21 protein-coding genes and 1 pseudogene are annotated in these 24,193 nt (G+C 70.8%); 14 read left to right on the top strand and 8 right to left on the bottom strand.

What is annotated here, in order from left to right:
* Positions 1 to 82: 82 nt before the first annotated feature.
* From IE275_RS03500 to IE275_RS03485, 4 genes are all read left to right on the top strand, one after another.
* The gene (locus IE275_RS03500) at positions 83 to 6,586 is read left to right on the top strand and encodes an RHS repeat domain-containing protein (RefSeq protein WP_189707296.1); all 6,504 of its coding nucleotides are present in this window, start codon (positions 83 to 85) and stop codon (positions 6,584 to 6,586) included.
* Positions 6,583 to 7,146 carry a hypothetical protein gene (locus tag IE275_RS03495; protein ID WP_189707293.1) on the top strand — a complete coding sequence of 188 codons (564 nt, stop codon included), beginning with the start codon at positions 6,583 to 6,585 and terminating at the stop codon, positions 7,144 to 7,146. Before IE275_RS03500 ends, IE275_RS03495 begins: the two co-directional genes overlap by 4 nt.
* Positions 7,147 to 7,580: 434 nt before the next feature.
* Positions 7,581 to 8,399: a class I SAM-dependent methyltransferase gene (locus IE275_RS03490; RefSeq protein WP_189707291.1), complete on the top strand. Its 819-nt coding sequence runs from the start codon at positions 7,581 to 7,583 to the stop codon at positions 8,397 to 8,399.
* A 269-nt stretch (positions 8,400 to 8,668) separates the two neighbouring features.
* Entirely contained in the window at positions 8,669 to 8,872 is a 204-nt protein-coding gene (locus IE275_RS03485; RefSeq protein ID WP_037751662.1) for a cold-shock protein, read from the top strand.
* A gap of 94 nt (positions 8,873 to 8,966) precedes the next feature.
* Here the strand turns inward: IE275_RS03485 and IE275_RS03480 are convergent, their stop codons facing one another.
* From IE275_RS03480 to IE275_RS03470, 3 genes are all read right to left on the bottom strand, one after another.
* Positions 8,967 to 9,641 (bottom strand): hypothetical protein, encoded by a 675-nt coding sequence (locus IE275_RS03480; RefSeq protein ID WP_189707289.1) that lies wholly within the window; start codon positions 9,639 to 9,641, stop codon positions 8,967 to 8,969.
* 186 nt (positions 9,642 to 9,827) lie between these two features.
* Positions 9,828 to 10,220 carry a glycine cleavage system protein GcvH gene (gene gcvH, locus IE275_RS03475; RefSeq protein WP_189707287.1) on the bottom strand — a complete coding sequence of 131 codons (393 nt, stop codon included), beginning with the start codon at positions 10,218 to 10,220 and terminating at the stop codon, positions 9,828 to 9,830.
* Positions 10,221 to 10,444: 224 nt separating this feature from the next.
* Entirely contained in the window at positions 10,445 to 11,113 is a 669-nt protein-coding gene (locus tag IE275_RS03470) for a DUF4232 domain-containing protein (RefSeq protein WP_189707285.1), read from the bottom strand.
* 356 nt (positions 11,114 to 11,469) lie between these two features.
* On the opposite strand from IE275_RS03470, the gene IE275_RS03465 reads away from it, so the two are divergent.
* The gene (locus IE275_RS03465; protein WP_189707283.1) at positions 11,470 to 11,958 is read left to right on the top strand and encodes a sortase; all 489 of its coding nucleotides are present in this window, start codon (positions 11,470 to 11,472) and stop codon (positions 11,956 to 11,958) included.
* Positions 11,959 to 12,082: 124 nt separating this feature from the next.
* Positions 12,083 to 12,757: a class F sortase gene (locus IE275_RS03460; RefSeq protein WP_189707281.1), complete on the top strand. Its 675-nt coding sequence runs from the start codon at positions 12,083 to 12,085 to the stop codon at positions 12,755 to 12,757.
* A 63-nt stretch (positions 12,758 to 12,820) separates the two neighbouring features.
* Here IE275_RS03460 and IE275_RS03455 read toward each other — a convergent pair whose 3' ends face one another.
* Together IE275_RS03455 and IE275_RS03450 are read right to left on the bottom strand one after the other, a co-directional pair.
* Positions 12,821 to 13,486 (bottom strand): nitroreductase, encoded by a 666-nt coding sequence (locus IE275_RS03455; protein WP_189707279.1) that lies wholly within the window; start codon positions 13,484 to 13,486, stop codon positions 12,821 to 12,823.
* A gap of 163 nt (positions 13,487 to 13,649) precedes the next feature.
* A complete protein-coding gene (locus IE275_RS03450; protein ID WP_189707277.1) occupies positions 13,650 to 14,318 on the bottom strand; it encodes an HAD family hydrolase in 669 nt (222 codons plus the stop codon).
* Between the two features lie 163 nt (positions 14,319 to 14,481).
* Between IE275_RS03450 and IE275_RS03445 the strand changes: the two genes are divergently transcribed.
* From IE275_RS03445 to IE275_RS03435, 3 genes are read left to right on the top strand one after another with little or no spacing between them, the layout of a single operon-like run.
* Positions 14,482 to 15,180, top strand: coding sequence for a TetR/AcrR family transcriptional regulator (locus IE275_RS03445; RefSeq protein ID WP_189707276.1), 699 nt, complete (start codon positions 14,482 to 14,484; stop codon positions 15,178 to 15,180).
* A 48-nt stretch (positions 15,181 to 15,228) separates the two neighbouring features.
* The gene (locus IE275_RS03440) at positions 15,229 to 15,972 is read left to right on the top strand and encodes an SDR family oxidoreductase (protein WP_189707274.1); all 744 of its coding nucleotides are present in this window, start codon (positions 15,229 to 15,231) and stop codon (positions 15,970 to 15,972) included.
* Between the two features lie 49 nt (positions 15,973 to 16,021).
* A complete protein-coding gene (locus IE275_RS03435; RefSeq protein WP_189707272.1) occupies positions 16,022 to 16,921 on the top strand; it encodes an SDR family oxidoreductase in 900 nt (299 codons plus the stop codon).
* Between the two features lie 25 nt (positions 16,922 to 16,946).
* Here IE275_RS03435 and IE275_RS03430 read toward each other — a convergent pair whose 3' ends face one another.
* Positions 16,947 to 17,306: a winged helix-turn-helix transcriptional regulator gene (locus IE275_RS03430; RefSeq protein ID WP_189707270.1), complete on the bottom strand. Its 360-nt coding sequence runs from the start codon at positions 17,304 to 17,306 to the stop codon at positions 16,947 to 16,949.
* Positions 17,307 to 17,450: 144 nt separating this feature from the next.
* Here IE275_RS03430 and IE275_RS03425 point away from each other — a divergent pair, with 144 nt between their 5' ends.
* The gene (locus IE275_RS03425; protein WP_189707268.1) at positions 17,451 to 18,101 is read left to right on the top strand and encodes an FMN-dependent NADH-azoreductase; all 651 of its coding nucleotides are present in this window, start codon (positions 17,451 to 17,453) and stop codon (positions 18,099 to 18,101) included.
* 194 nt (positions 18,102 to 18,295) lie between these two features.
* Here the strand turns inward: IE275_RS03425 and IE275_RS03420 are convergent, their stop codons facing one another.
* Positions 18,296 to 18,610 carry an alpha-amylase inhibitor gene (locus IE275_RS03420; protein ID WP_189707266.1) on the bottom strand — a complete coding sequence of 105 codons (315 nt, stop codon included), beginning with the start codon at positions 18,608 to 18,610 and terminating at the stop codon, positions 18,296 to 18,298.
* A 514-nt stretch (positions 18,611 to 19,124) separates the two neighbouring features.
* Here IE275_RS03420 and IE275_RS03415 point away from each other — a divergent pair.
* Positions 19,125 to 19,922 (top strand): DeoR/GlpR family DNA-binding transcription regulator, encoded by a 798-nt coding sequence (locus tag IE275_RS03415; RefSeq protein ID WP_189707264.1) that lies wholly within the window; start codon positions 19,125 to 19,127, stop codon positions 19,920 to 19,922.
* A 296-nt stretch (positions 19,923 to 20,218) separates the two neighbouring features.
* Positions 20,219 to 20,974, top strand: a complete 756-nt coding sequence (locus tag IE275_RS03410) for an esterase/lipase family protein (RefSeq protein WP_189707262.1) — start codon at positions 20,219 to 20,221, stop codon at positions 20,972 to 20,974.
* Between the two features lie 126 nt (positions 20,975 to 21,100).
* Here the strand turns inward: IE275_RS03410 and IE275_RS03405 are convergent, their stop codons facing one another.
* Positions 21,101 to 22,039 (bottom strand): amidohydrolase family protein, encoded by a 939-nt coding sequence (locus tag IE275_RS03405; protein ID WP_189707260.1) that lies wholly within the window; start codon positions 22,037 to 22,039, stop codon positions 21,101 to 21,103.
* 346 nt (positions 22,040 to 22,385) lie between these two features.
* On the opposite strand from IE275_RS03405, the pseudogene IE275_RS03400 reads away from it, so the two are divergent.
* Both IE275_RS03400 and IE275_RS03395 read left to right on the top strand, forming a co-directional pair.
* Positions 22,386 to 22,823 (top strand): annotated as a pseudogene (locus tag IE275_RS03400) (phosphotransferase); the annotation flags it as partial.
* Between the two features lie 194 nt (positions 22,824 to 23,017).
* Positions 23,018 to 24,067, top strand: a complete 1,050-nt coding sequence (locus IE275_RS03395) for a hypothetical protein (RefSeq protein WP_189707258.1) — start codon at positions 23,018 to 23,020, stop codon at positions 24,065 to 24,067.
* The last annotated feature ends 126 nt before the right edge of the window (positions 24,068 to 24,193 follow it).

Genomic DNA, 24,193 nt, shown 5'->3' with positions numbered 1-24,193 from the left:
GCCCTGGAGCGCTCCCGCCGTCCGGCGGGCGCTCCCCCTGTCCTCCTGGCACTTCCCCAACCTCCACCGGGAGTCATCTCTCATGTTCGGCAAACGCACACCTCGTCGGCGTGCCCGGGTCGTCGTCCCCGGGCTGGCGCTCGGGCTCGCCCTGAGTGTGACCGGCGGCGCGCTGTCCGTCGCCCAGGCGGCCGAGCGGCCGAAGCCTCTCGCGGCCCTCTGGCAACGGGACATCAGCAGGACCGAGCCGGTCACCACGCCCGGCGCCCGGGCGGAACGCGCACGCGTCGCCGCCTACCGGAAGAAGAACGACGGCCAGGCCGGCCGGGCCAGGGCCGAACAGCGGGCCGACTGGCCCGAGGCGGCCGACCGCAGCCTGAGCATCACACCGGCGGCGAACACGCCGGTGGCCGTCGGCGAGTTGCCCCTCACCCTCACCGCCCCGAAGTCCGCGAAGCGGGCCGCGTCGGGCACCGCCGCCGTACAGGTGCTCGGGCACGACGCCGCAACACGCCTGGGTGTCAAGGGCGTGGTGCTCGCCGTGCGCGCCGGACGGGCCGGGACCGCGGACATCGGCCTGGACTACGGCCGGTTCGCCTCCGCGTACGGCGGCGGCTGGGCGGGCCGGCTGGGCCTGGTGAGCCTGCCGCGGTGCGCCCTGACCACCCCGGGGAAGGCCGAGTGCCGCCGCACCACCCCGGTGGCGTCCCGCAACGACATCGACGGGCAGTCCGTGACCGGCACGGTCGCCCTGTCGGCCGCGGCACCGACGGTCCTGGCCCTGGCCGCGACCGACTCCGGCGACTCCGCGTCCGGCGCGGGCAGCTACCGCGCGAGCCAGCTGTCCCCCTCGGCGACCTGGGAGGCCGGCGCGTCCTCGGGCGCGTTCACCTGGTCCTACCCGATGAGCGTGCCACCGGCGCAGGGCCCCACTCCCCCGCTGGCCCTCTCCTACAACTCGGGTGTCGTCGACGGGAAGACGGCCTCGACGAACAACCAGTCGGCGCAGGCCGGCGAAGGCTTCGACCTGACGGTGAACTCCTACGTCGAGCGCTCCTACGGCAGTTGCGACGAGGACGGCCAGACCGGCAAGAAGGACCTGTGCTGGAAGTACGACAACGCCAGCCTCGTCCTCAACGGCAAGGCGACCGAACTGGTCAAGGACGACACCACCGGCGTCTGGCGGCTGGAGAACGACGACGCCTCCACCGTCACCCTCTCGACCGACGGCGACAACGGTGACGACAACGGCGAGTACTGGACGGTGACCACCGGCGACGGCACCCGGTACGTGTTCGGCCTGAACAAGCTGCCGGGCGCCGGCACCGAACGCACCAACTCGGTATGGACGACACCGGTGTTCGGCGACGACTCGGGCGAGCCGGGCTACGACAGGGGCAGTGCCTTCGCCGACCGCGCCGTCACCCAGGCCTGGCGGTGGAACCTCGACTACGTCGAGGACCCGCACGACAACGCCATGTCGTACTGGTACACGAAGGAGACCAACTCCTACGCCAAGAACGGCGCGAGCACCGCCACCGCGTCCTACGTCCGCGGCGGCCACCTCACCAAGGTCCTCTACGGGCAGCGGGCCGACGCCCTGTTCTCCGGGGTCACCTCCGCCAAGGTCGAGTTCACGTACGCGGAGCGCTGCACGGCCGCGGACTGCTCCGAGCTGAAGGACTCCACCTCGCAGAACTGGCCGGACGTGCCGTTCGACGCGATCTGTGCCTCCGGCGCGGACTGCGACGCGCGGAGCCCCAACTTCTTCTCCCGCAAACGCCTGACCGGCGTCGACACGTCCGTCTGGTCGGCCGGCACCGGCGCCTTCACCCCCGTCGACTCCTGGGCGCTGGCCCAGCAGTTCCTGGACGGCGGTGACATCGGCGACACCTCGGACCAGACGCTGACCCTCAAGAGCCTCACCCGGACCGGCAGGGCCGGCACCGCCGTCGCCGTCGACCCGGTCACCTTCACCTACGACATGCGGCCCAACCGCGTGGACGCGACCGACGACATCCTGCCGCTGTCCCGGCCCCGCATCCGTACCGTCACCTCGGAGACGGGCGCCATCACCGACGTGACGCTCTCCGGCCCGGAGTGCGTGCGCGGCAGCGCCATGCCCACCGCCGAGGACGACAACGCCAGGTCCTGCTACCCGCAGTACTGGCACGTCAACGGCGCCGAGGAGACGTCGCTCGACTGGTTCCACAAGTACCGGGTGCTCGCCGTCGTCACCAGCGACCCCGCCGGCCACAACGACAACGTGGTCGACAGCTACACGTACGCCGACCCGGCCTGGCACTACAACGACTCGCCGCTGACCCCGTCGGACGAGCGCACCTGGTCGGTGTGGCGCGGCTACGGCACCGTCACCTCCACCAAGGGCACCGGGGGCAATCTGTCCAAGGTGACGTCGGTCTATCTCCAGGGCATGGACGGCGACCGGATCCTGGGCGGCGACGGCAAGCTCGACCCGGACACGCGCCGTTCCGCGAGTGTCTCCGCCGTCCCGGTCACCGGCCTGAGCGTCCCCGCCCAGAAGGACAGTGACCAGTTCGCCGGCTTCCTGCGCCAGCGGATCACCTACAACGGCACCACGCCGGTCACGGTGAGCGTCGACGACCCGTGGTCGCAGCGCACCGCCACCCAGCACAAGTCGTACGCCGACACCGAGGCGTACTTCGTCCGCACCGCCAAGGCCACGACCTCCGTCCATCTGACCGCGTCCGGCACCTGGCGGTCGCGCACCACGTCCACCGCCTTCGACGACCAGGGGATGGCGTCCAGGGTCGACGACACGGGTGACACCGCCACGTCGGGCGACGAGAGCTGCACCCGCACCTGGTACGCCCGCAACGCGAGCGCGGGCATCACCTCCCTGATCTCCCGGACCAGGGTCGTGGGCCGGGCCTGCTCGGTCGCGGACACCGCCCTGTCCCTGCCGGCGAACACGGGCACCGCGGGCGACGTCCTGTCCGACACCGCCACCGTCTACGACAACGCCACGGCCACGGTGTGGAGCGCGACGCAGACACCCACCAAGGGCGAGGCGACCTGGAAGGGCCGCCCGGCGGGCTACCCGGCCACCGCGACCGGCGGTGAGCGCAACCCGGCGTCCTGGCAGACCGCCGGCCGCACCACCTACGACGTGCTGGGCCGCCCCCTGACCACCACCGACGCGGACGGCAACCCCACCACCGTCGCCTACACCCCGACGACCACCGGCCCGCTGACCCGCACCCAGACCACCAACTCCAAGACGCAGAAGTCCTACACCTTCTTCGACCCGGCGCGTGGCCTGACCACCAAGGCCTACGACACCAACAACTACCTCACCGAGACGGAGTACGACGCCCTCGGCCGCACCACCTCCGTGTGGCTGCCCAACCGCAGCCACTCCGGCGGGCAGAAGGCCACCTACGTCTTCCGCTACTCCGTCACCGCCGGCGCCCCCTCATGGACGTCGATGGGCACGCTGAAGGCGGACGGCGACACCTACCTGACCAGCTACACCGTCTACGACTCGATGCTGCGGGTCCTCCAGACCCAGACGCCGGGCGCGACCGGCGGACGCATCCTCACCGACACCCGCTACGACAGCCGGGGCCTGGCCTACGAGACCTACGAGGACATCTTCGACGCGGCCGCGCCCTCGGGGACGTACAGCCGGGCCGAGTACGGCGAGACGCCCAGCCTGACGAAGACCGGCTACGACGCGGCCGGCCGGCCCGTGAGCACCGCCTTCCTCGTCGGCGGCGTGCAGAAGTGGCAGACCACGACCTCCTACACCGGTGACTCCACCGCCACGACCGGCGTCCCCGGCGGCTCCGCCACCCGCACCGTCACCGACGCCCTGGGCCGCACGGTGGAGCAGCGCCGGTACGCCGGCACCTCCGCCGCCGACACCGAGTTCGGCGGTGCCGTCGGCGCGGATCACACCGGCACCCGGTACGCGTACCGGCCCGACGGCAGGAAGAAGACGCTCACCGGCCCGGACGGCGCCGTCTGGACGTACGGCTACGACCTGTACGGACGCCAGACCTCGCTGGCCGACCCCGACAAGGGCACCACGACCACCGGCTTCACACCGCTCGACCAGGTGTCCTGGACCAAGGACTCCACCGGCCACGCGGTGATCTCCGCCTATGACGCGCTCGGCCGGGTCACCGACACCTGGAAGTCCGCCGCCGGCGCGGACCTCGGTACGGCCTCGGTGCTCGCGGCGCAGAAGACCGACGCCAACAAACTCAGCCACTTCGCCTACGACACCGTCCCCGGCGGCAAGGGCAAACCGGCGTCCTCCACCCGGTACACGGGCGGCGCGACCGGGCCCGCGTACGTCCAGAGCGTGACGGCGTACGACACCCTCTACCACGCCACCGGCACCCGGCTGACCCTGCCCGCCGACGACCCCATGGTCTCCTCGAAGGCGCTGGCCTCGAACGTGCTGGACTTCTCCAGCTACTACAACGTCGACGGCACGCTCCAGTGGACGAAGGAGCCCGCGGCCGGCGGTCTCGCGGCGGAGACGATCGAGTACGGCTACAGCGACCGGGGGCTGGCCACCACCCTCACCGCCGGGGGCCAGGGCGTCGTCCTGGGCACCACGTACACCGACCTGTCCCAGGTCTCCACGCGCCGCCTCGGCGTCTCGGAGGCCACCGGCGTGGCGAAGCTCGACGTCGTCCACGACTACGAGGACGGCACCGGCCGGCTGCTGCGCACCGAGGTGCGCGGCCAGACCCACGCCTACGACGCGCTCAACCTGTCCTACGCGTACGACACGGCCGGCAACGTCACCGGGATCTCCGACGCCACCACCCTCGGCGGTGCCGGAGCGGCCGACCACCAGTGCTTCGGCTACGACGGCTACCAGCGCCTGACCGACGTGTGGACGCCGGCCGGCGGGGACTGCGCCACCACGCGCAGCACCGCGGGGCTCGGCGGCGCCGCCCCCTACTGGACGAGCTACGCCTACGGCGACTCCGGCCAGCGCACGACCGAGACCGAGCACGGCACCGGAGGGTCCACGACCACGACGTACTGCTATCGCGCCGGAGCCACCCAGCCGCACACCCTGATGGCCACCACCACGACACCCACCTGCGACGGCGTCGGCGCCCAGTACGGCTACGACACCGCCGGCAACACCGTCAAGCGTCCCGACGACAAGAACACCCAGAGTCTGCTCTGGAACGACGAGGGCGACCTCGCCCGGGTCACCGAGCCGGCGGCCGCGGGCGGTACGACGTCCACCACGGACTACGTCTACGACGCGGCCGGCGAACTCCTCGTCCGCCGCGACACCCAGGGCGAGAGCGTGCTCTACCTCGGCGGGAGCGAACTCCACCTCGACACCGCCGGCGGCACGTCCCGGTACTGGGCGCAGCGCTACTACAAGCAGGGGGACAGCACGCTCGCGCTGCGCAGCAACGAGAGCGGCACCGCGAAGCTGACCTGGCTCGCCGGCGACAACCACGGCACGTCCACGGTCGCCGTCGACGCGGGCACGCAGGCCGTCACCCGGCGCTACACCACCCCCTTCGGCGAGTCGCGCGGCAAGGAGGCCGACTGGCCCGACGACAAGGCGTTCCTGGGCAAGCCCAAGGACGCCTCCACCGGACTGACGCAGGTCGGGGCGCGGGAGTACGACGCGGGCATCGGCCAGTTCATCAGCGTCGACCCCGTCCTCCAGGAGGGGGCGGCACAGACCCTGAACGGCTACAGCTACGCGACGCAGAACCCGGCGACCGTCTCGGACCCCAGCGGTCTCGGTGTCCCCGAGTGCATGTCCGGCGTCATCACCGGGTGCAGCAACGGCGTCCCCGACGAGGACTCCGTGTACCACCCGGAGCGAGAGCACGGGACCGCGTCCTCGACGTCGACCGGGTCGACGGGGTCGACGGACACGCGCCAGAACGAGCTGGGCCGCAGGGCGGCGGCCGCGTACCGCTGGGCCACCTACAGCGGCATGACCCTCCCCGCGCACTACTACCTCAACCCGAACGCCACCCAGCTCGTGTCCATGTGGTTCATGGGAGCCACCCCGAGCGCCTACCGGTTCGACGAGCGCGACAAGATGACGCAGGACGTCAAGCGGCACATCTGGCTGGACGTCGTGCGCAGGTACCTGTCCCACCGCAAGGGCACGAAGGTCGGGGAGACCATCAAGGGCCTCGACTACAAGACCGCGTACGGTGCCGCCATGAACGATCTGCCGCTCAAGGGCATGATGGCCGGCGAGGTCTCCGACGCCATCACCCAGCTCCTGGGGGACAACGACCCGGACACCGCGGAGGGCGCCACCCGGGCGGCACTGGGCTCCTTCAACCTGAAGGCGACCGTCACCGGCTACAACAAGCTGACCCGACGCGGGTCCGTGGAGTTCACGATCACACAGTCGATGACCGTGGAGTCGCTGACCCGTGGTGTGTCGAAGGAAGGATACGAGGGCGGCGCGAAGGACCCCATGGCATCGCGCCTGTCGTCGACGGCCGCCAAGGCCTTCCCGGAGGGCCAGAAGGATCTGACGATGACCTTCCAGTGGTCGGAGAACCTGCTGATGCCGGACCCGGGCCGGTGAGGCGGCGGTCGACCGCCCTGGCGGCGGTGTGCACGGCGGCACTCGCCCTGTCGTCCTGCGTGGACAGCCGTACGGACCCGCCGCCGCCTCCCGTGAAGGTGGCCGCGAAGGATCTGTACGGCACCTGGCGGGGCTGGGAGGGGAGTTCCCTGACCCTGGAGGCCGGGTCCCGGGCGGTCACCGTGCGGCTGGACGGCCAGGAGTTCGCCTTCGACGACGCCTGGCGCATGACGGGCTCGGGCAGCTGGCGGCTGCTGGGGCCCGGCGCCTACCGGGGCGGGAACACCGTGGGCAACGGCTCGGTGATCCACGTCGAGGCCGGCCCGCGGACCGGCCGGGGGGAGGAAGCGAAGCCGACGGCCCCGGAGAGCGGCCCGTCCGGTCCCGCCGACCCGGGGGACGTGACCTCCCGCACCGAACCACCGCCGGAGAAGGCCGTGTGGGACATCGGCGTCAGCAAGGGCGAGAAGGGTGAACTGCGGCTCTTCTTCCGGACGTCGGATCCCGATGTCCGGGACACGTACTACCTCACGAGAGAGACCACGACCGCGTCCCCGTAGGGGTACGGGGCCGGGGGCCGGAGGGCCGGGGTGCGGCGCGGTCGCGCCCCCGGCCCCTTCCCTGTTCCCGATGTCCGTCCCACCTGAGCGGGCAGGCCGAAAATGACCCCTGCCCCGCGCGTCAGGGGCGAGCGGAGGCTGCCGCGACGACGTGGTGACGGTGATCGCCGCGGCCTTCGGCGCCCGGCGTCGGTGGCGGCCTCCCGGTGACGGATCTAGGTTCGGGTCATGGATGCGACGACGGACGGACCGGCGGTGGGGGACGCTCGGCCGGCGGCCCGGGCATGGCTCCCCGACCCGGCCGACGCGGTACCTCGCGGGGGCCGCGAGCGGGCGGCCCCCGCGCCCCGCCGCACCGGTGCCGCGGCGGCCGCCCCGACGCGTCCGGCCCTCTGTGGCCGGCCCGCCCGTCGGCGCGCACAGGAGGTCCGGCCATGACGGATTCGCCTTCCCACGGCGCGGCGCGCGCCCGCGGCGGCCGGTACGGGCAGGACCTCTTCGAGCCGGAGCACCCGCAGGAAGCCGAGCGGATCGACGCGGGCGCGCTGGTCTACGACCCCTTCACCACCCGCCGTCTCCAGGCGCTGGGTGCGGGCCGGGGCTGGCGCTGCCTGGAGGTCGGCGCCGGCACCGGAACGGTGGCGCGCTGGCTGCTGGAGGAGGCGGGCGCCGAGGAGGTCGTCGCCCTGGACCGGGACACCGGCGCGCTCACCGCCCTGGCGGGCCCTCGGCTGCGGGTGGTCGCCGCCGACCTCACGGACGAGAGCCTGCGACCTGGCCGCTTCGACCTGATCCACGCCCGGTTCGTCCTCATGCACCTCCCCGAGCGGCGTCGGCTGATCTCCCGGCTCGCCGGATGGCTGAATCCCGGCGGCTGGCTGGTGCTCGGTGACGCCGTGGAACTGCCCGATCTCCTCGACACCTCCTCCGCCTACCGGCGCACCATGGATGCCATGTGGCAGGCGCTGAGGACGACGATCGGCACCGACACCTCCTCCGTGTCGGCGTACCCGCACTTCCTGAGGGCGGAAGGCCTCCAGAACGTCGCCGCGGAACTGTTCTGCCCACCCCTGGTCGCGGGCAGTCCCCTGGCCCGTTTCTGGTCGGAGACCTGGAGCCGGATGCGGCCCGCGCTGGAGGCGACCGGCCGGGTCGACACCGACGTCGTCGAGGAGGCCCTGGTCTACCTGTCCTCGTCGCGACTCGCCGAACTCGGACCGGGCATGGCGATGGCATGGGGGCAGCGGAGCTGAGGGGACCGGAGCGAAGTGCGGTCGACCGACAGGGCGCTGACGGTGTCGTGTGTGTCCGGGATGCGAAGGACCTCACGACCCGGCTTGAGGATCAAGGCCGTTGCTCTCTGGTGGGAGCCTGTTTCGCCGTGTAGCGTCACTCTCAGATGTCGTGGTTCGCAATGTCTGCCCGCGCTGCTGCGCGGGCGCTTTGCTGTGCAGTGCTGGACCAGGGCGATTACCTCCGGGGCCGCGCGGTGCGGTCCTGACAGCGACTGAGAGGGACCGGCATGGCCAGCGGAACCGTCAAGTGGTTCAACGCCGAAAAGGGCTTCGGCTTCATCGCCCAGGACGGCGGCGGACCCGACGTCTTCGCGCACTACTCCAACATCAACGCCTCCGGCTTCCGTGAGCTCCAGGAAGGCCAGGCGGTCACCTTCGACATCACGCAGGGCCAGAAGGGCCCGCAGGCGGAGAACATCACCCCCGCCTGACCCGGACACCATCAGGTCCCAGAGCAGCTCCTGCTCTGGGACCTGATTCCATGTTGACGCCTGTCCGGTGTCGCCCGGGCGCGGCTACGACCCGTCAGGCCCGTTCGAGCTTCCCGATCTGCGCGGAGACCAGAGCCTTCGGGACCTCGGCCGCGGAACCGGTGCCGGACGCGGTGAAGAACAGAACGACCGTCGCGCCGCTGCGCACGACGACAAAGGCGTCCGAGGAGTCCCCCTCGGTCCGCAGGTGGAAGGCGACGGCCTCGTCGCCCGCGTCGGGGGCGGTGGCCGTCTCGGCGGTCGTGCGGGCGGGCACACCGCCGGTGTAGGCGGTGCACGACGCGAGGGCCGTACGGAGTCCGTCGAGGATGCCCACGGCATCGGACTGTTCGTAGGCCATCAGCCCGACGGTGGTGGCGGAGCCGGCCGCGGGGCCGGAGTCGGCGTAGGCGAGACGGCCGACGAACTCCCTGGGGTCCGGCTCGGGAGACGCGGTGCGCATGTTCTCCAGCGGCTGGCAGACGGCGGGCGCCGCGGTGCCGCCACCGGCGGGCTCGGCGGGGAAGTCGACGATCTGGAAGCCGTCCACGTCTGCGCCCGACACAGCCGCGGACTTCAGCCGGGCCGCCCCGAGCGGATCGGCGGGCGCTTCGACCGCCCGCTCGGACGCCGACGGTGACTCCTTCCCGTCGGAGCTGCTGCCACCACTCCCGCATCCGGCCACCAGGGCCGCTGCGAGGACGACCGTGGCCGTCCCTCGGATCCGCACTTGCTGACTCCTCGCACTGGACACAAATCGGTTCGATCACCCTGTCCCTGCACGTACCGACGGTTGGGTGATTTTACGGATTCGTGATCGTTGCGTGGACTTGGGCAGCCGCCCCGGACACACCTGGTCCTGTCGTGGCCCACGGCGAGTCCGAGGCTGTCAGCTGCGGCGGATCGCCGTCCTCGGCTAGGAGTCCTCGCTGCTGACGAAGTCCTTGTACTGGGCCGCGGCCAGCAGTTCGTCCAGTTGCTTGGCCTCGGACAGCTTGATCTGAATGATCCAACCGTCACCGTAGGGGTCGGTGTTGATCATTTCCGGTTCGCTGCTCAACTCCTCGTTGACAGCCACGACAGTGCCGGCGAGGGGCAGGTACAGCTCGGAGACGGATTTCACGGACTCGACGCTGCCGAACGGCTCGAACTGGTCGAACCGGTCACCCTTGCTGGGCTGTTCCACGTAGACGACGTCACCGAGTTGGCGCTGCGCGTAGTCCGTGATGCCGACGGTCACCTGCCCAGGCTCCACGACCCTCACCCACTCGTGGTCCTTGCTGTACTTCAGGTCTGTAGGGATGTTCATCGTGGCGTCCTCCGTCGATGGTGTCCGCCCCCCGGGTGCGATGACACATGGCGCCGTGTGCGTTGACTGAGAACCTGCGCCGATGTGGCGGGACCTTGCTCTCCGCGGATCGACACTACATTCCGTAGTCACGTACGCTCGCCTCGCCGCCCACGTGTCGACCGCGCACCGACCGGAACGGGGGACGCCCGGGCGCCGCCGACGGGGACGCGCACGAGGACGGACTACAGGCTGAGCGCGTCCTCCGCGTTGTTCACCCAGGGGGTCACGGAGTTGACGTCGGGCGAGACGTACAGGGCGGGGGTGGTCGCCGTGAGCGGTGTCTGCTCCAGGTCGGACTCGGTGTTCATCGTCATCGCGATCGAGTTCACGGTCGTTCCCTTGCCGTCGTCGGCGCCGCCCATGAGCCCCGCGTAGGCCGTCTCACCCGGCTCGAGCCGGAGCGCGTCCTCGATGCCGGGCGCCGCGCCCCGCTCCGTGGCCTGTCCGTCCAGGTCGCCGAAGGTCACGATCGGGTGGCCCAGCGCCCTGCACGCCTTGGTGCCCTTGTTGGTGATCTTCAGGAGATAGCTGCTGGTCGTGGGCTCCGCCAGGCTCGCGGTGAACGTCACGTCGTAGGTGCTGCACGGGAAGACGTCGTAGTCGGCCGACGAGCCGTCGTCACCGCCCGACGAGCCCCCCGCCGAGGCCCCCGACGGAGTCGTCGACGGTGCCGACGGCTTCGACGGTGCCGACGGCTTCGACGGTGCCGACGGCTTCGACGACTTGGACGCGCTCGCGGCGGGCGTGGCCGGGGCCCCGCCCGCCGCGTCGTCCTCGGTGGGCCCGCACGCGGTCAGCGCGAACGCGGAGACGACGGTGAGGACGACGACAGCTCTGCGGACGGTGCTCATAGTGATGTTCCCCCGATTGAGAAGCGTGAAGTGTGCCGTGCTGTGCACAAGCGTCCCCCGGGTTCTTCACAGCTTGGTGACAGGATCTCGCCGGATCGACCACTGTTGCCGGTGCACCCCCTCATTAGCCTGTTCGCCGACTCCTGACGATTCGTCCGGTCACCGGATCTGTGCCTCCGTGACCTGTGGTGACCTGTGCGAATGCCGGCACTCGGGCGAGCCGTACACCTGCCCGGGTGACGTGCGGGCCGATCCGTCATGTTGCGGAGTTGACGGAGCGTCGGTTGCCTCGTCAGTGGCGTACAACAGACGCGCCGCACACATCAGGCCGGACACTGCTCCGCTGGAGGGTTCTCGTGGGCAACACACGCGTTGGCATCGGTATCGGCCTGGTGGTCGGTGCCCTGGCTCTACAGGTCCCCGTCGCGACCGCCGATGACTCGGGTCTCGACATCCGCTCCCGCCAGGGCGCCCACGGCGCCACGGTCACGGTCAGCACCACGGCCTGCGGCGAGGAGACCTACGGAAAGGGCGAGTCCGAGGTGGCGGGCTCGTTCCACCTCTTCGAGGGCAAGAGCAAGGGCGTGCTCACCGGCGAGTTCACCGTGCCGGAAGGTTCGTCCCTGCCCGACACCGACACCGTCGTCGTCAAGTGCCCGCCGCGGGTCAAGATCACGGATTCGTACGAACTCACGGCGCACCGGCCCGACGGCGCCGTCGAAGCCGGTTTCGGCGACACCGAGGCCACGGGTCCGCAGCTCGCTCTCGGCGGAGCGCTCATCGCCGCGGCCGGCGCCGGGTGGCTGGTGAGGGTGCGTCACCGCTCGAACACGAAGGCGACCTGACCGCCCACGCCCCCCACCACGCCTCCACCCCCTCCGCGCGGCTCCTGGCACCTCCTCCTGTACCGGGAGCCGCGCGGAGGGATCCCGTTCCCCTCTCCCCCGCCGCAAGCAAGAGACTCAGCCGATGGCTCCCGGGCACTCCACCGACTCCTCCCCTCCCTCACTCGTCCCCTCGGTCAGAGTTCTGGCCTGGACACTCGTGGCAGGCATCGTGCTGGTGACCAGCGCACTGCACGACGGAAAGCCACCACAGCCTTCCGAAGGCCAGGCCTTCTCCCCCCTGCCGGGCCCCATGGCCCACCGCAGCGCCCCCGCGGCGGAGTCCGCCGTCCCACCGCTGCCGCCCGCGGAACCGCTCTGGCTCCGGATCCCCGCCATCCACGTGGACGCCCCCGTCACCAAGCTGCGCCTCGATGCATCCGGGGCGCTACGGCCCCCGCCCGCCGACCGTCCCAACCTGGCCGGCTGGTACGGCGGGGGCACGACGCCGGGATCCGTCGGGACCGCCGTCACCGCGGGGCACGTGGACCTGCGCACCGGCATCCCCGGCGTCTTCTACGACCTCGGCGCCGTGACCAAGGGCAACAGCATCGAGATCGACCGGGCCGACCGGCGTACGGCCGTCTTCACCGTCGACGCCGTGGAGGTCTACGACAAGGAACGGTTCCCGAGCGAGAAGGTGTACGGCGGCTCCGGCCGGGCCGAGCTGCGGGTGATCACCTGTGGCGGCGGCTACACCAAACGCACCGGGTACCAGGGCAACGTCGTGGTCTACGCGACGCTCACCGCCGTGAGATGAGGCCGGTCGAACGGGCGTCAGGTGTGACTCCGAGGTCCGCGATCATGTGCGGGTCGGACGGCGTCACACGCCGATGAAACTCACCGTCTCCGTCATGTCCGCCCGCCCGGTGCGCAGCCGTGGGACGCCTTCCTTCTCGAATCCCACCGCGACACCGCAGAACAGCACGAGCCCGTCATCGGCCCCGACCGTGCGGCTGACCGTCCGGCGGTACATCGTCCACATCACCTGGGGGCAGCTGTGCAGCCCTTCCGCCCTGAGCAGCAGCATCACGGTCTGCAGGTACATGCCCGCGTCCCCCCACTGCCCGGGCCCCATCGTCCGGTCCAGGTAGCAGAACAGCACGACCGGCGCCCCGAACGCCTCCGAGTTCAGGGCGGCGATCTTCTTGGGCCTGTCGAGGTCGTCACGCTCGATCCCCAGCGCCTGGTACCGCTGGGCGGCAGCGGCGGAGAAGCGGTCCACGTAGGGCGAGGCCAGTTCGGCCGGGTACATCGGATACTCCCGCTCATCACCCGGGTCACCCGCCAGTGCCCGGGCCGTGGCGCGCCGCTTCAGTTCGGCCAGGGGCTCGCCGGTCACGACATACACATGCCACGGCTGGAGATTGCCGCTCGACGGAGCCCGCGCCGCCGTCGCCAGCACGCGTTCGAGCACCGCCCTGGGCACCGGCTCACCACTGAACGCCCGCACGGCCCGGCGACTGTCCACGGCTTCGTACACATCCACGTCTGCTCGTCCCCTCTCCGACGACCACCACATCCCTACCGTCCCCGGCACGCACAAGCGGCAGGATCCGGGGCCTTGCCGGCCCACGGGTTCTCGGCCGGGGCGAACGCACTGAAGTACCGGACCGGGACCGCGGGGAGGGCCCTCGGGGCTCGGCCCGGGCTCAGGCCGCGGGATCTCCGTGCGGTGCGGACGCGAAGGCCAGGATGTGAGGGGCCGCCTCGCGCAGACTGGCGAAGTGGCGGTGCACGCCCTGCACCGGGACGGCGGCGTTCACGCCCCACACCGTCATCCCGGCTCGCAGCCCGGACCGCACTCCGGACGGGGCGTCCTCGATGACCAGGCAGTCCCCCGGCTCGGCGGCCAGGCGCGCGGCGGCCTGCAGATACGGGACGGGAGAGGGCTTGCCCTCCTCGACGGCGGCCGCGTCCACGATCACGTCCGGCATCGGCAGCCCGGTCCGCTGGAAGCGGCCCCGCACCCGGTGCTCGTAGTTCGAGGTCACCAGCGCCCAGGATCCCGGCGACAGGTCGTGCAGCAGCTCCGCCGCACCGCCGAAGGCCGCATAGACGCCGGACCGGACGTCGTCGTCCTCCAGCTCGTGCAGCGCGGCCAGGCATTCGTGCGGGTCGCGGTCCGCGGCGATCTGGGCGAACGTCTCCATCGGCCGGGTCCGCAGGGCCACTTGGTAGACCTCGTCCGGGTCGAGCCCGTAGCGCTCCGCCCAAGTCGCCCAGACGCGGCGCTGGTTGCTCACGGCGTCGATCAGCGTGCCGTCGACGTCGAACAGGACGTACTTCTTGCGGCCCGGCCGCGCAGGTTCACTGGTCACGTGTTGATCATGCCAGGCGGCGAGCGGGCGAGACCGGGCCCTGCGGGGTGACCGCGCACCCGAGGCGGCCGTCCGCCGCGTACATCGGTGCGCGGATCCGGCCGAATCATCGATAACAGATTCATGTTGTCATCGATATCGAGCGGGTGTTATCGTCGATTACATGGATACGAGATCAGTGATTATCGACGCGGCCGCGGACCTGCTGGCGCACTCACCCAGCGGCGACGTGTCCACTCGCGCGGTCTGCGAGGCCGCCGGCGTTCAGCAGCCCGTGCTGTACCGGCTGTTCGGCGACAAGGACGGCCTGCTCACCGCCACGGTCGACCATGTCTGGGACCAGTACCTGGGCAGCAAGCGGGCCGCCGAGAAGTCCGCCGACCCGCTCCAGGATCTGCGAGCGGGATGGGACAGCCACACGGCGTTCGCGCTGGCGCATCCCAATGCCTACAAACTGATGTTCTCCTCGGTGCTGCGCTCCGAGCCCGAGGCCGCGGAGGAGGCCATGCGGCTCCTGCGCGAGGTCCTCGAGCGGCTCGCCGCGCAGGGGCGCCTGCGCTTCACCCCCGACGTGGCCGCACGCATGGTCATGACCGCGAACACCGGAGTCGCGCTCGCGCTGATCACGCGCCCCACGCTCTATCCGGACCCGCACCTGTCCGTCATGGTCCGGGACGCGATCCACCGGGACATCCTTCTCGACACCCCGGCGGACACCTCGGCCGACGACATACGGCAGGCGGCCGCCACCACGCTGGTCTCCTCCCTGGGCGCACTCACACCGCAGCCCTTCACACCCGCCGAGTCGGCACTCCTCAGGCAGTGGCTGACGCACATCGCGGAGTCCGGACAGGCCGGCTGACAGCCGCCCCCCTCCGCCCCACTCATCGAACACACCGAAGGACAGCTCATGAACACCGACAGCAACACCACACGCGTCGCCCTCGTCACCGGCGGCTCCGGCGGCATCGGCCGGGCGGTCGCCGAGCGCCTCGCGGCGGACGGCATCGCCGTCGGCGTGCACTACGCCGGCAACAAGGACAAGGCCGACGACACGGTCGCCACCATCACCTCGGCCGGCGGCCGGGCCCTGGCCGTGGGAGGTGACGTCGCCGACGAGCAGGCGATGTCCGCCGCCTTCGACGCCGTGGAGCAGGAGTTCGGCGGCATCGACGTGGTCGTCAACACCGCCGGCATCATGCTCCTCTCGCCCATCGCGACGCTGGACCTCGACGACCTCGACCGCATGCACCGCACCAACATCCGGGGCACCTTCGTCGTCTCCCAGCAGGCAGCGCGGCGCGTGCGCGCGGGAGGCGCGATCATCAACTTCTCCACATCGGTCACCCGCCTGCAGTTCCCGACCTACGGCGCCTACGCGGCCAGCAAGGGCGCGGTCGAGGCCATGACACTCGTACTGGCCCGGGAACTGCGCGGCAAGGACATCACGGTGAACGCGGTGGCCCCCGGCCCCACCGCCACACCCCTGTTCCTCGAGGGCAAGGACCGGACCACGATCGACAACCTGTCGAAGGCGGCACCGCTCGAACGCCTGGGCACCCCGCAGGACATCGCCGAAACGGTCGCCTTCCTCGCCGGCCCGGCCCGCTGGATCAACGGCCAGGTCATGTACGCCAACGGCGGAGTCGCCTGACCTTCGCCCCGCCCGGGCAACCGACCTCACCCGCAGAAGGAGGAAAGCCATGACCAACATCGTCGTGATCACCGGCGCGTCCAGCGGCTTCGGCGCGCTCACCGCCCGAGCCCTCGCGGACGCCGGTGACACCGTCTACGCGGGCATGCGCCGGACCGCCACCCGCAACGCCCCTCAGGCCGACGCCGCGTCCGCGTACGGCAAGGAGCACGGTGTCGACCTGCGCCCCGTCGAACTCGACGTCAGCTCGCAGGAATCGATCGACACCGCGATCAGCCGGATCCTCGCCGAACACGGCCGCATAGACGTCCTGATCCACAATGCCGGTCACATGGCCACCGGCCCCGCCGAGGCCTTCACCCCGGAGCAGCTCGCCGACCTGTACGACGTGAACGTGCTGTCCACGCAGCGCGTCAACCGAGCCGCCCTGCCCGGCATGCGGCAGGCGCGCCGGGGTCTCGTGATCTGGGTGTCCAGCACCAGCGTCAAGGGCGGCACTCCGCCCTACCTCGCGCCGTACTTCGCGGCCAAGGCCGCCATGGACTCCCTGGCCGTCAGCTATGCGGCCGAGCTGGCCCGCTGGGGAGTCGAGACGACCATCGTGGTGCCGGGCGCGTTCACCAGCGGCACCAACCACTTCGCCCACTCCGGCCGTCCGGCCGACCGGGAGACCGAGGCGCAGTACGAGACCAGGTACGCCGGCCTGGTCGGCCAGGTCGCCGAGAAGCTGGCCGCGCTGGCTCCCGAGGGCGCCGAAGCCTCCCTCGTCTCCGACGCGATCGCCCGCATCGTGGCACTCCCTGCCGGGCAGCGCCCCTACCGGGTCACCGTCGACCCCGCCGACGACGGCTCCGAAAGCGTCTCCGACGTCGCCGACCGGATTCGACGGGACTTCCTCACCCGCGTCGGTCTCGCCGACCTGCTCACCGTCCACCCCGCGAACGCCTGACACCACCGGGCTTCCGACCAGAGCCCTACTCCGTACAGGGGCGACTTTCCGGCAGGTGCTCCTCGGCCCACTTGCCCAATTCCTTGAGCGCGGGTTCCAGCGCGGCCCCGGCCTGCGTCAGCCGGTACGACACCCGCAGCGGCGGACCTTCGTCGACCTCGCGCACGACGAGACCTGCGGAGCCCAGCTCGGTCAGCCGGTCGGACAGCATCCGCTCGCTGATACCCGGAACGGCCCTGCACAGGTCGGCGAAGTGGGCGGGTTGCTCCACGAGCACGGCCACGATCGGCCCGGTCCAGCGCTTTCCCAGCAGCTGGAAGACCCGGGTGATGCCCCCGTCCACCTGCCTGCATGCCGTTTCGTCGTGCCTCTGCTCCGCCGCCATGCCCTCCAGGATACTGGCCCTCTCGTAGGGAGGTGAAAAAAAGTAAGTCCATATGCTTACTATAGCTAGGTACGAATGGTCAGTGGGTGCGACCGCCCGGTCGTCCCGCTGTGCCGCGCCCTCACACTCCGTTGGAGATCATCAGTGGCCACCCTTCTGCACATCGACTCGTCCGTGTTCCCGACGTCCGCGTCCGCCTCCAGGGCCGTGGCCGAGGCGTTCCGCTCGACCTGGGAGGAGCAGCACCCGAACGGCACGGTGATCTACCGCGACCTCTCCGCGGTTCCGGCCCCGCACCTCACCGCCGACGCCCACACCGCCGGCCTGTCCGATCCGTCGGAGCACACACCCGAACAGGCCGCCGCGTTCGCCGAGCGGGTGACGTTCATCGAGGAGCTCGAGCAGGCCGACGCCGTGCTGATCGGCGCTCCGATGTACAACTACACGATCCCGTCCACCCTCAAGGCGTGGCTGGACAACGTGATCCTCATCGGCCGCACGGCGGGCGCGACGCCCACCGCCAAGGGCACCCCGGTCACGGTCATCGCCAGCCGCGGTGGCTCCTACGAGCCGGGCACGCCGAGGGAGCCCTACGAGTACGTACGGAACTACCTCACGGCGATCTTCGCGGACGCCCTCGGCATGGATCTCGAGTTCATCGTTCCGGAGCTCACCATGGCCCCGCACAATCCGGCCATGTCGGAACTGGTCCCGCTCTACCAGGCCTCTCGCGAGAAGGCTCTCGCCGACGCGTCCCTCAAGGCCAAGGCGCTGACGGACCGCCTCGCCGCATAGCCCCTCGCACCCCTCGGGTCGCAGCAGGCGGTGGAGAAGTGTGGTCCTGCCGAAGGACAGTCGGCAGGACCACACCGTCCACCCTAGGTGCGGCGAGGGGGCTCGCGCTCTCCCCCCGGAGACGGCGACGCGACCAGGCGGGGCATCTCGTGGCCCTGAAGCGGCTTCGACACGTTCAGGGAGTGGGGACAGGACTACTGGCAGAGCGCCACGTAGGCGGCGTGGCCGTGCAGGCCGAGGTACCCCTCGCCGATGGTGGTGACCTCACCGGGCCGCACGGTGTGGCACAGCCCCTCGGCGCCGTCCTGGTAGACGACCTTCACGGTCGCCGTCTCGGCGCAGTCGTTGCCGGCCTGCATGTAGCGCCAGCTCTCATAGAGGGCGACACAGGCGGGCGCCGGCTCGGCGGCCGCCGGCGCGGCGGAGGCCGAGCCGGCCGCCGTGAGGGTCAGCAGAAGCCCAACCCCCGCGCCCGCACAGGCCAGGTGACGATGAATGCGTCTCCACATGACTGATCACTTCTCCCCATAGACAGTCAACTTCCTGAACGGAACTGAGTACTTCGGCTGCCCAGCTCGTTCAGTAGTCGAAAGCTTTCAGTGAGGGACGGTGAGCGCAAAGCGACGGACCCTGTTTCCGGACCAGGACGTCATTTCATCGCAACACCCCTGTGAACTGGGACGATTCCGAACCGGCAGGCATCGCGACAGAAGCGACTTTCAACTGTTTCACCTTCACCACATGGACACGACGATGGACCCGCAGGTGGGTTGGGGTGAGGCGCGGAACAACTCCCGAGGGCCTTGCAAGCACTTCGGCAGGACATCGGTCCGGATCTTGCCACTGCCTCACCCCCGGGCATGGACTCAGAGGCCGCGGCCAGGTCGCGCGGTGCGCGATACTGCGGCATGACGATCAACTTCGCGCCGGACTCGCGAGGGCCGTCGACCCGCCGCCAGGTCGGTCCTCGCTCACCCCTCGGAGCACGGTCGCGGAGATCCAGGCACGGAGGGGAAGCGGCGCATGTCCAAGCAGGAGCGGTGGAGCGAGCTGCTGGAACTGCTCGCGGTCGCCGGCAAGCTGGACGTCGAGGAGGCTGCCGTCTCGGTGGCCGTGTCACCGGCGACCATCCGGCGCGACCTCGACGAGCTGGCCGAGCAGAAGCTGCTCGTCCGCACGCGCGGCGGGGCCATCGCGCACGGCGTGTCCTACGAGCTGCCGCTGCGCTACAAGTCCTCGCGCCGGGTCTCCGAGAAGCAGCGCATCGCGAGCGCCGTGGCAGACCTCCTGGGCGCCGGGGACGTCGTCGGACTCAACGGCGGCACCACCACCACGGAGGTGGCACGGGCCCTGGTGCTCCGGGCGGGCGGCCCGGCCGAGCGCGGTGAGGGCTCCTCCGGGCCGATGTACACCATCGTCACCAACGCGCTGAACATCGCCGGTGAACTGGCGGTCCGTCCGCAGTTCAAGATCGTGGTGACCGGTGGCGTGGCGCGCCCCCAGACCTACGAACTGGTGGGCCCGCTGACGGAAGGGGTATTGAGCCAAGTGGTGCTCGACGTCGCGGTCCTCGGCGTCGACGGTGTGGACCCGCTGCTCGGTGTGATGACCCACCACGAGGACGAGGCGAGTGTCAGCAGGCTCCTCGCGGAGCGCGCCCGGAAGGTGATCCTCGCGACGGACTCGTCCAAGATGGGCAAGCGCGCCTTCGCCAGGATCTGCGGTCTCGACCGCGTCGACGTGCTCGTCACCGACTCCGGCCTCGCTCCTGACATGGCGGCGCGGCTCACGGAGGCGGGTATCGAGGTCGTCAGTGTCTGAAGGGCCCGACGGGCTTGAAGGGCCCTGAAGGGCAGCACTGACGGGCTTGCCCAGGATCCCGTCCACCGAGGGGTGGGCGATGTTCGGCATGCGGTCCGTCCCCGCCGACCTCGTCGGCGGCCCGCCTCCGCGGCGACAGCTCCCGGGCCGACCGGTCGGACCGCCTTCCGGGCGATGCCGCCGGGCACACCCGGTGGCGTCACCCGCGCGCGCCGGTGATTTCACCGATTGCGCCCGCGTCTCGCCCCACGAGGCTGGTCGGGTCCAGCCACCCCCATCCTCGTCAGGAGGGCTTCATGCGTCGTCATGCCCCGCACCGGCTTCTCGGTGTTCTCGCGGCCGCCACGCTCGCGCTCACCCTGTTCTCCTCAGCGTCGACGGCCACCGCGGCCGCCCCCGCCGCCACGGCCGCGTCGACCGCGTCCACCGCGCGGTCGGCCGGCGCGGCCGCCGAGGCGCTGTCGACCAGCACGCCGGTCGTCTTCGTCCACGGGTACACAGGCAACGCGTCCAACTGGACCACCGCCATGAGCGTCTTCCGGCTCAACGGCTGGTCCAGCTCCAACCTGTTCGCCTACGAGTACAACTCGTACGGCAACAACATCACCAACGCCCAGGGCCTCGCCACCTTCGTCAACAGCGTGAAGGCGCGGACCGGGGCGAGCAAGGTCGCGATCGTCAACCATTCGATGGGCGGCCTCGTCAGCCAGTACTACCTGAAGGTCCTGGGCGGCAACACCAGCGTCAGCCACCTCGCCTCGATCGCCGGGGCGAACCACGGAACCACCGCCGCCGGCGCCTGTCTGATCTACACGACCTGCCAGCAGATGTACCCGGGCTCCTCGTTCATCGCGCAGATCAGCGCGGGCGACGAGACGCCGGGCAGCACCGCGTACGCCACCTGGTACTCGGCGTGCGACGGCGTCATCCTCCCGTACACCAGCACCCGGCTGGACGGCGCGACCAACAACAACGTGGTCTGCCAGACCCACATCGGGTTCCTGACGGACACGGTCGTACTCGGCCAGATCGCGGACTTCATCGCCGGCTGACCGCCCTCGTGGCGACCCGTCGTCCTGCCGGTCCCCCGGGGCCCGGCAGGACGTTCGGTTTCGGCGGCCCGGCCGGGCCTCGTGCGGCACGCGGACGGTCGCGCGCGGATGCCCGCCCCCGCGGGGTCAGGACCTGGCGAGCCGGGGGACGAGGAGTTCGGCGTTGCCACGGTTGACGGCGTGGAGCTGGCCGGGTTCCCAGTGCGGGTAGTCGTCCAGGCCGGTGTCGAAGCCGGTGGCCCACTCCTCGGGAAGCATGGGGAAGTCGCTGCCGTACAGGACGTGGCCGGGTGCCGCGAAGGCGAGCAGTGACGGCAGGGCGGCCGGGCCGGCGGAGATGGCGGTGTCGAAGTAGAAGCGCCGGAGCTCGCCCAGCAGGCCCTCGGGGGTGGAGTCGGGGTGGAGCCGGGCGGCGACGGCGAAGCGCTGGGCGGCGTACGGCAGGAAGCCACCGGCGTGGGGAAGGATCATCCTGATCCGGGGGTAGCGCCCCGGCACGCCGTTCAGCGCCAGGTGGAGGGCCGTGCGGACCGTGTCGTAAGGGAAGTCCACCAGGGGGCTGGGGATGCCGGGGACGGGCGCGACCGGCGGCGCGGTGGGGTGGACGAGGACGACCGCGGCACGGGCGTCCAGCTCGGCCCAGAGCGGCTCGAACGCCGGGTCGCCGAGGTACCGGCCGTACACGTTGGACAGGATCATCAGGCCGTCGGCGTTCAGCTCGTCCAGCGCGTGGGCGGCCTCGGCGAGCGCGGCGTCCACGTCGGGCAGGGGCAGGACGGCGAAGTGACCGAAGCGATCGGGCCGGTCCTTGACGACTTCGGCGGTGTAGTCGTTCACGCTTCTGGCGCCGTCACGGGCTGCGGCGGGGTCGTCCGGGGCCGCGACCGGCGCGGGAAACGACAGAAGGCCGGTGGCGATCGACCTGCGGTCCATCATCGCGATCGCGCTCTGGACGTCCCAGGCGGGAGCGGGCCAGCCGAGGGCGCTGGCCCGCTCGGCCATCGCACGGCTGAAGTCCGGCGGGACCAGGTGCTGGTGTACATCGATGCGCTCGGGGTCCGACATGTCTGTCCGAGCCTCCTCAAGTACGGAGCGGCGAGGGGTGTGGGGAGCTGGGAGCGGCGCCGCGGCGGGGCGGCCCGTACGCACGAGGTACCCCCGGGAGGGCACTCCTGAGGGTGAACGGGCCGATCCGTCCCCGATAGCGGGCGCGGCCGACCGGAGAATCATCCGAACGGGCCAAGCCGGGTTCGCCGTCGCGGTCCGATCGGTCACGGAACCCGAGCGACTCCCGGCGAGGGCGCCGCCCCGCGCCGGCCTCGTCGCGAAAATCGATTCAGGGATTCACACCCGGGGACTTCCTGGTCCGGGACTCCCTGGTCCGGGGCGCTCGTGAGGACCTCACCGTCTCCGGCCGCCGGCCGATCGGGACCGCGCGACGAGGGCCGCCGTCGCGGAGGTCGGCGACACCTTCGACGCCGCGGCCATGAACGCCCTGTGGGACGCGGCGCTGAGCGCCCCCGGATGGGATCGTCCTCCGGTCTGGTGCCACGGCGACCTCCACACCGGCAACCTGCTGGTCGAGGGTGGCCGTCTCAGCGCGGTCATCGACTTCGGCGGGCTCGGTATCGGCGACCCGGCCTGCGACCTGACCATCACGTTCACCCTGATGTCGGCCCGGAGCCGGGCCGTCCTCCGCTCCACGCTCGGCGTCGACGACGCCACCTGGACCCGGGGCCGCGGCTGGGCCCTGGCCACCGGCCTGAACGCCTATACCTCGCACGCCGCCGTCAACCCCCGGGTGGCCGCGCAGACCACCCGCCAGATCACCGCTGCTCTGGTCGGCTGAGCGATCGATGTCCGATGCCCTCTCGGGCGGTGAGCTCTGCGGCGGCGCCGAACACGGCCGTGGTTCAGGGCGCCGTGAGACTCGCCGAGTCGACGGGTGTCCACGCCGTGACGACGGCATTGCCCGGCCGGCGGTGTCGGATCCACCGAAGCCAGGACCAGGTGGTGTCAGTGGCCGGCTCCATACTGACGCCCATGCAGATCACGGAGCGCATACTCAAACAGGCATGGCACCGGACAGCCGTGGGATCCGACCTGCTCGACGACGCCATGCTCCCGCCCATCGGGACCTCACCCGACCAGTACGCACCGCGTGCAGGCGATGCCGACGGCCTCTTCCTCGTCCTGGACGAGGACGGCACGGCGCGCGGCTACCACAGCCCCCACCAGGAGATCTTCGCCACCCAAGACCTCGACCAGGTGCTGTACTTCATCGCCGAGGAAGCGGTCCGTCGTCTCGCCGAGCACATCGTGGCCCGTTCCCCCGGCCGTGGTCCGGTCGCCAACCTCGTCTCCGGGCAGGCCGGGATGCTGGCCGAGATCGACCCCGCGTGGGGAACCCGGTTCCGCAGCGGTGGAGCGGACGGGACGCGGACGGCGCGGCCGTGCGGGCGGGATCCGCTGGAGGGCCTCGCCTGGATCGCCGACACCTGGCGCGATCAGGACCCGTTCACCCACCTCGCCTTCTTCCGCGGCGAGGGTGTCAGTGCCGAACAGATCGCCCTGCTCCACGGTGCCGACCCCGGACAGACGGCCGCCGGGACACGTCTGTCGGACCTGCGCAGCATGGACGGCGGCAGCCGCGACGACTGGGAGATCGTCTGGGAGACCTTCTGCTTCGGGCAGGCGGGCGACTGGGCGTTCCTGATGTACCACGAGACACCACCCGGCACCCGGATCGACAGCGCGGCACTCGCCCGGCTCGGAGTCACCGAGACGGTGCGGCTGAGCGCCACGTCCGCGAAGGCCATCTACACCTTCGACTACACACGCGACGGTCGTCGCGTCGACGACGACCGGGGTGTGCTGGAACTGATCTGGTACGAGCGCGGCCGTGCCCCCTACTACCGGGGCGGCCAGCTCGACTTCCTCAACCAGGCCATACGCAGGGCCGAACTGGACCACCCCGAAGTGATGAGCGACTTCGAGCTGTACTTTCACGCGCTGGAAGACGCCCTCGGCCTTCGACTGCCCCAGCGGGACATCGAGGACGGAACGGTCCTGGCCGCCCAGTGGAGGTCATGAAGCGTCAGCGCGTGACTTCGGGCCTGGTGTTCCTGAAGCGGTGAACAACCCTGGGCGTTCACAGACACGGGCGTTCATGGACATGAACTCTGTGCACGTGGGTGTACCGCGAGATGGGTGCCGTGC

This window comes from Streptomyces phaeofaciens (assembly GCF_014648915.1).
In the GTDB taxonomy this organism is placed as follows: domain Bacteria; phylum Actinomycetota; class Actinomycetes; order Streptomycetales; family Streptomycetaceae; genus Streptomyces; species Streptomyces phaeofaciens.
This window is presented reverse-complemented; position numbering and strand designations above follow the sequence as displayed.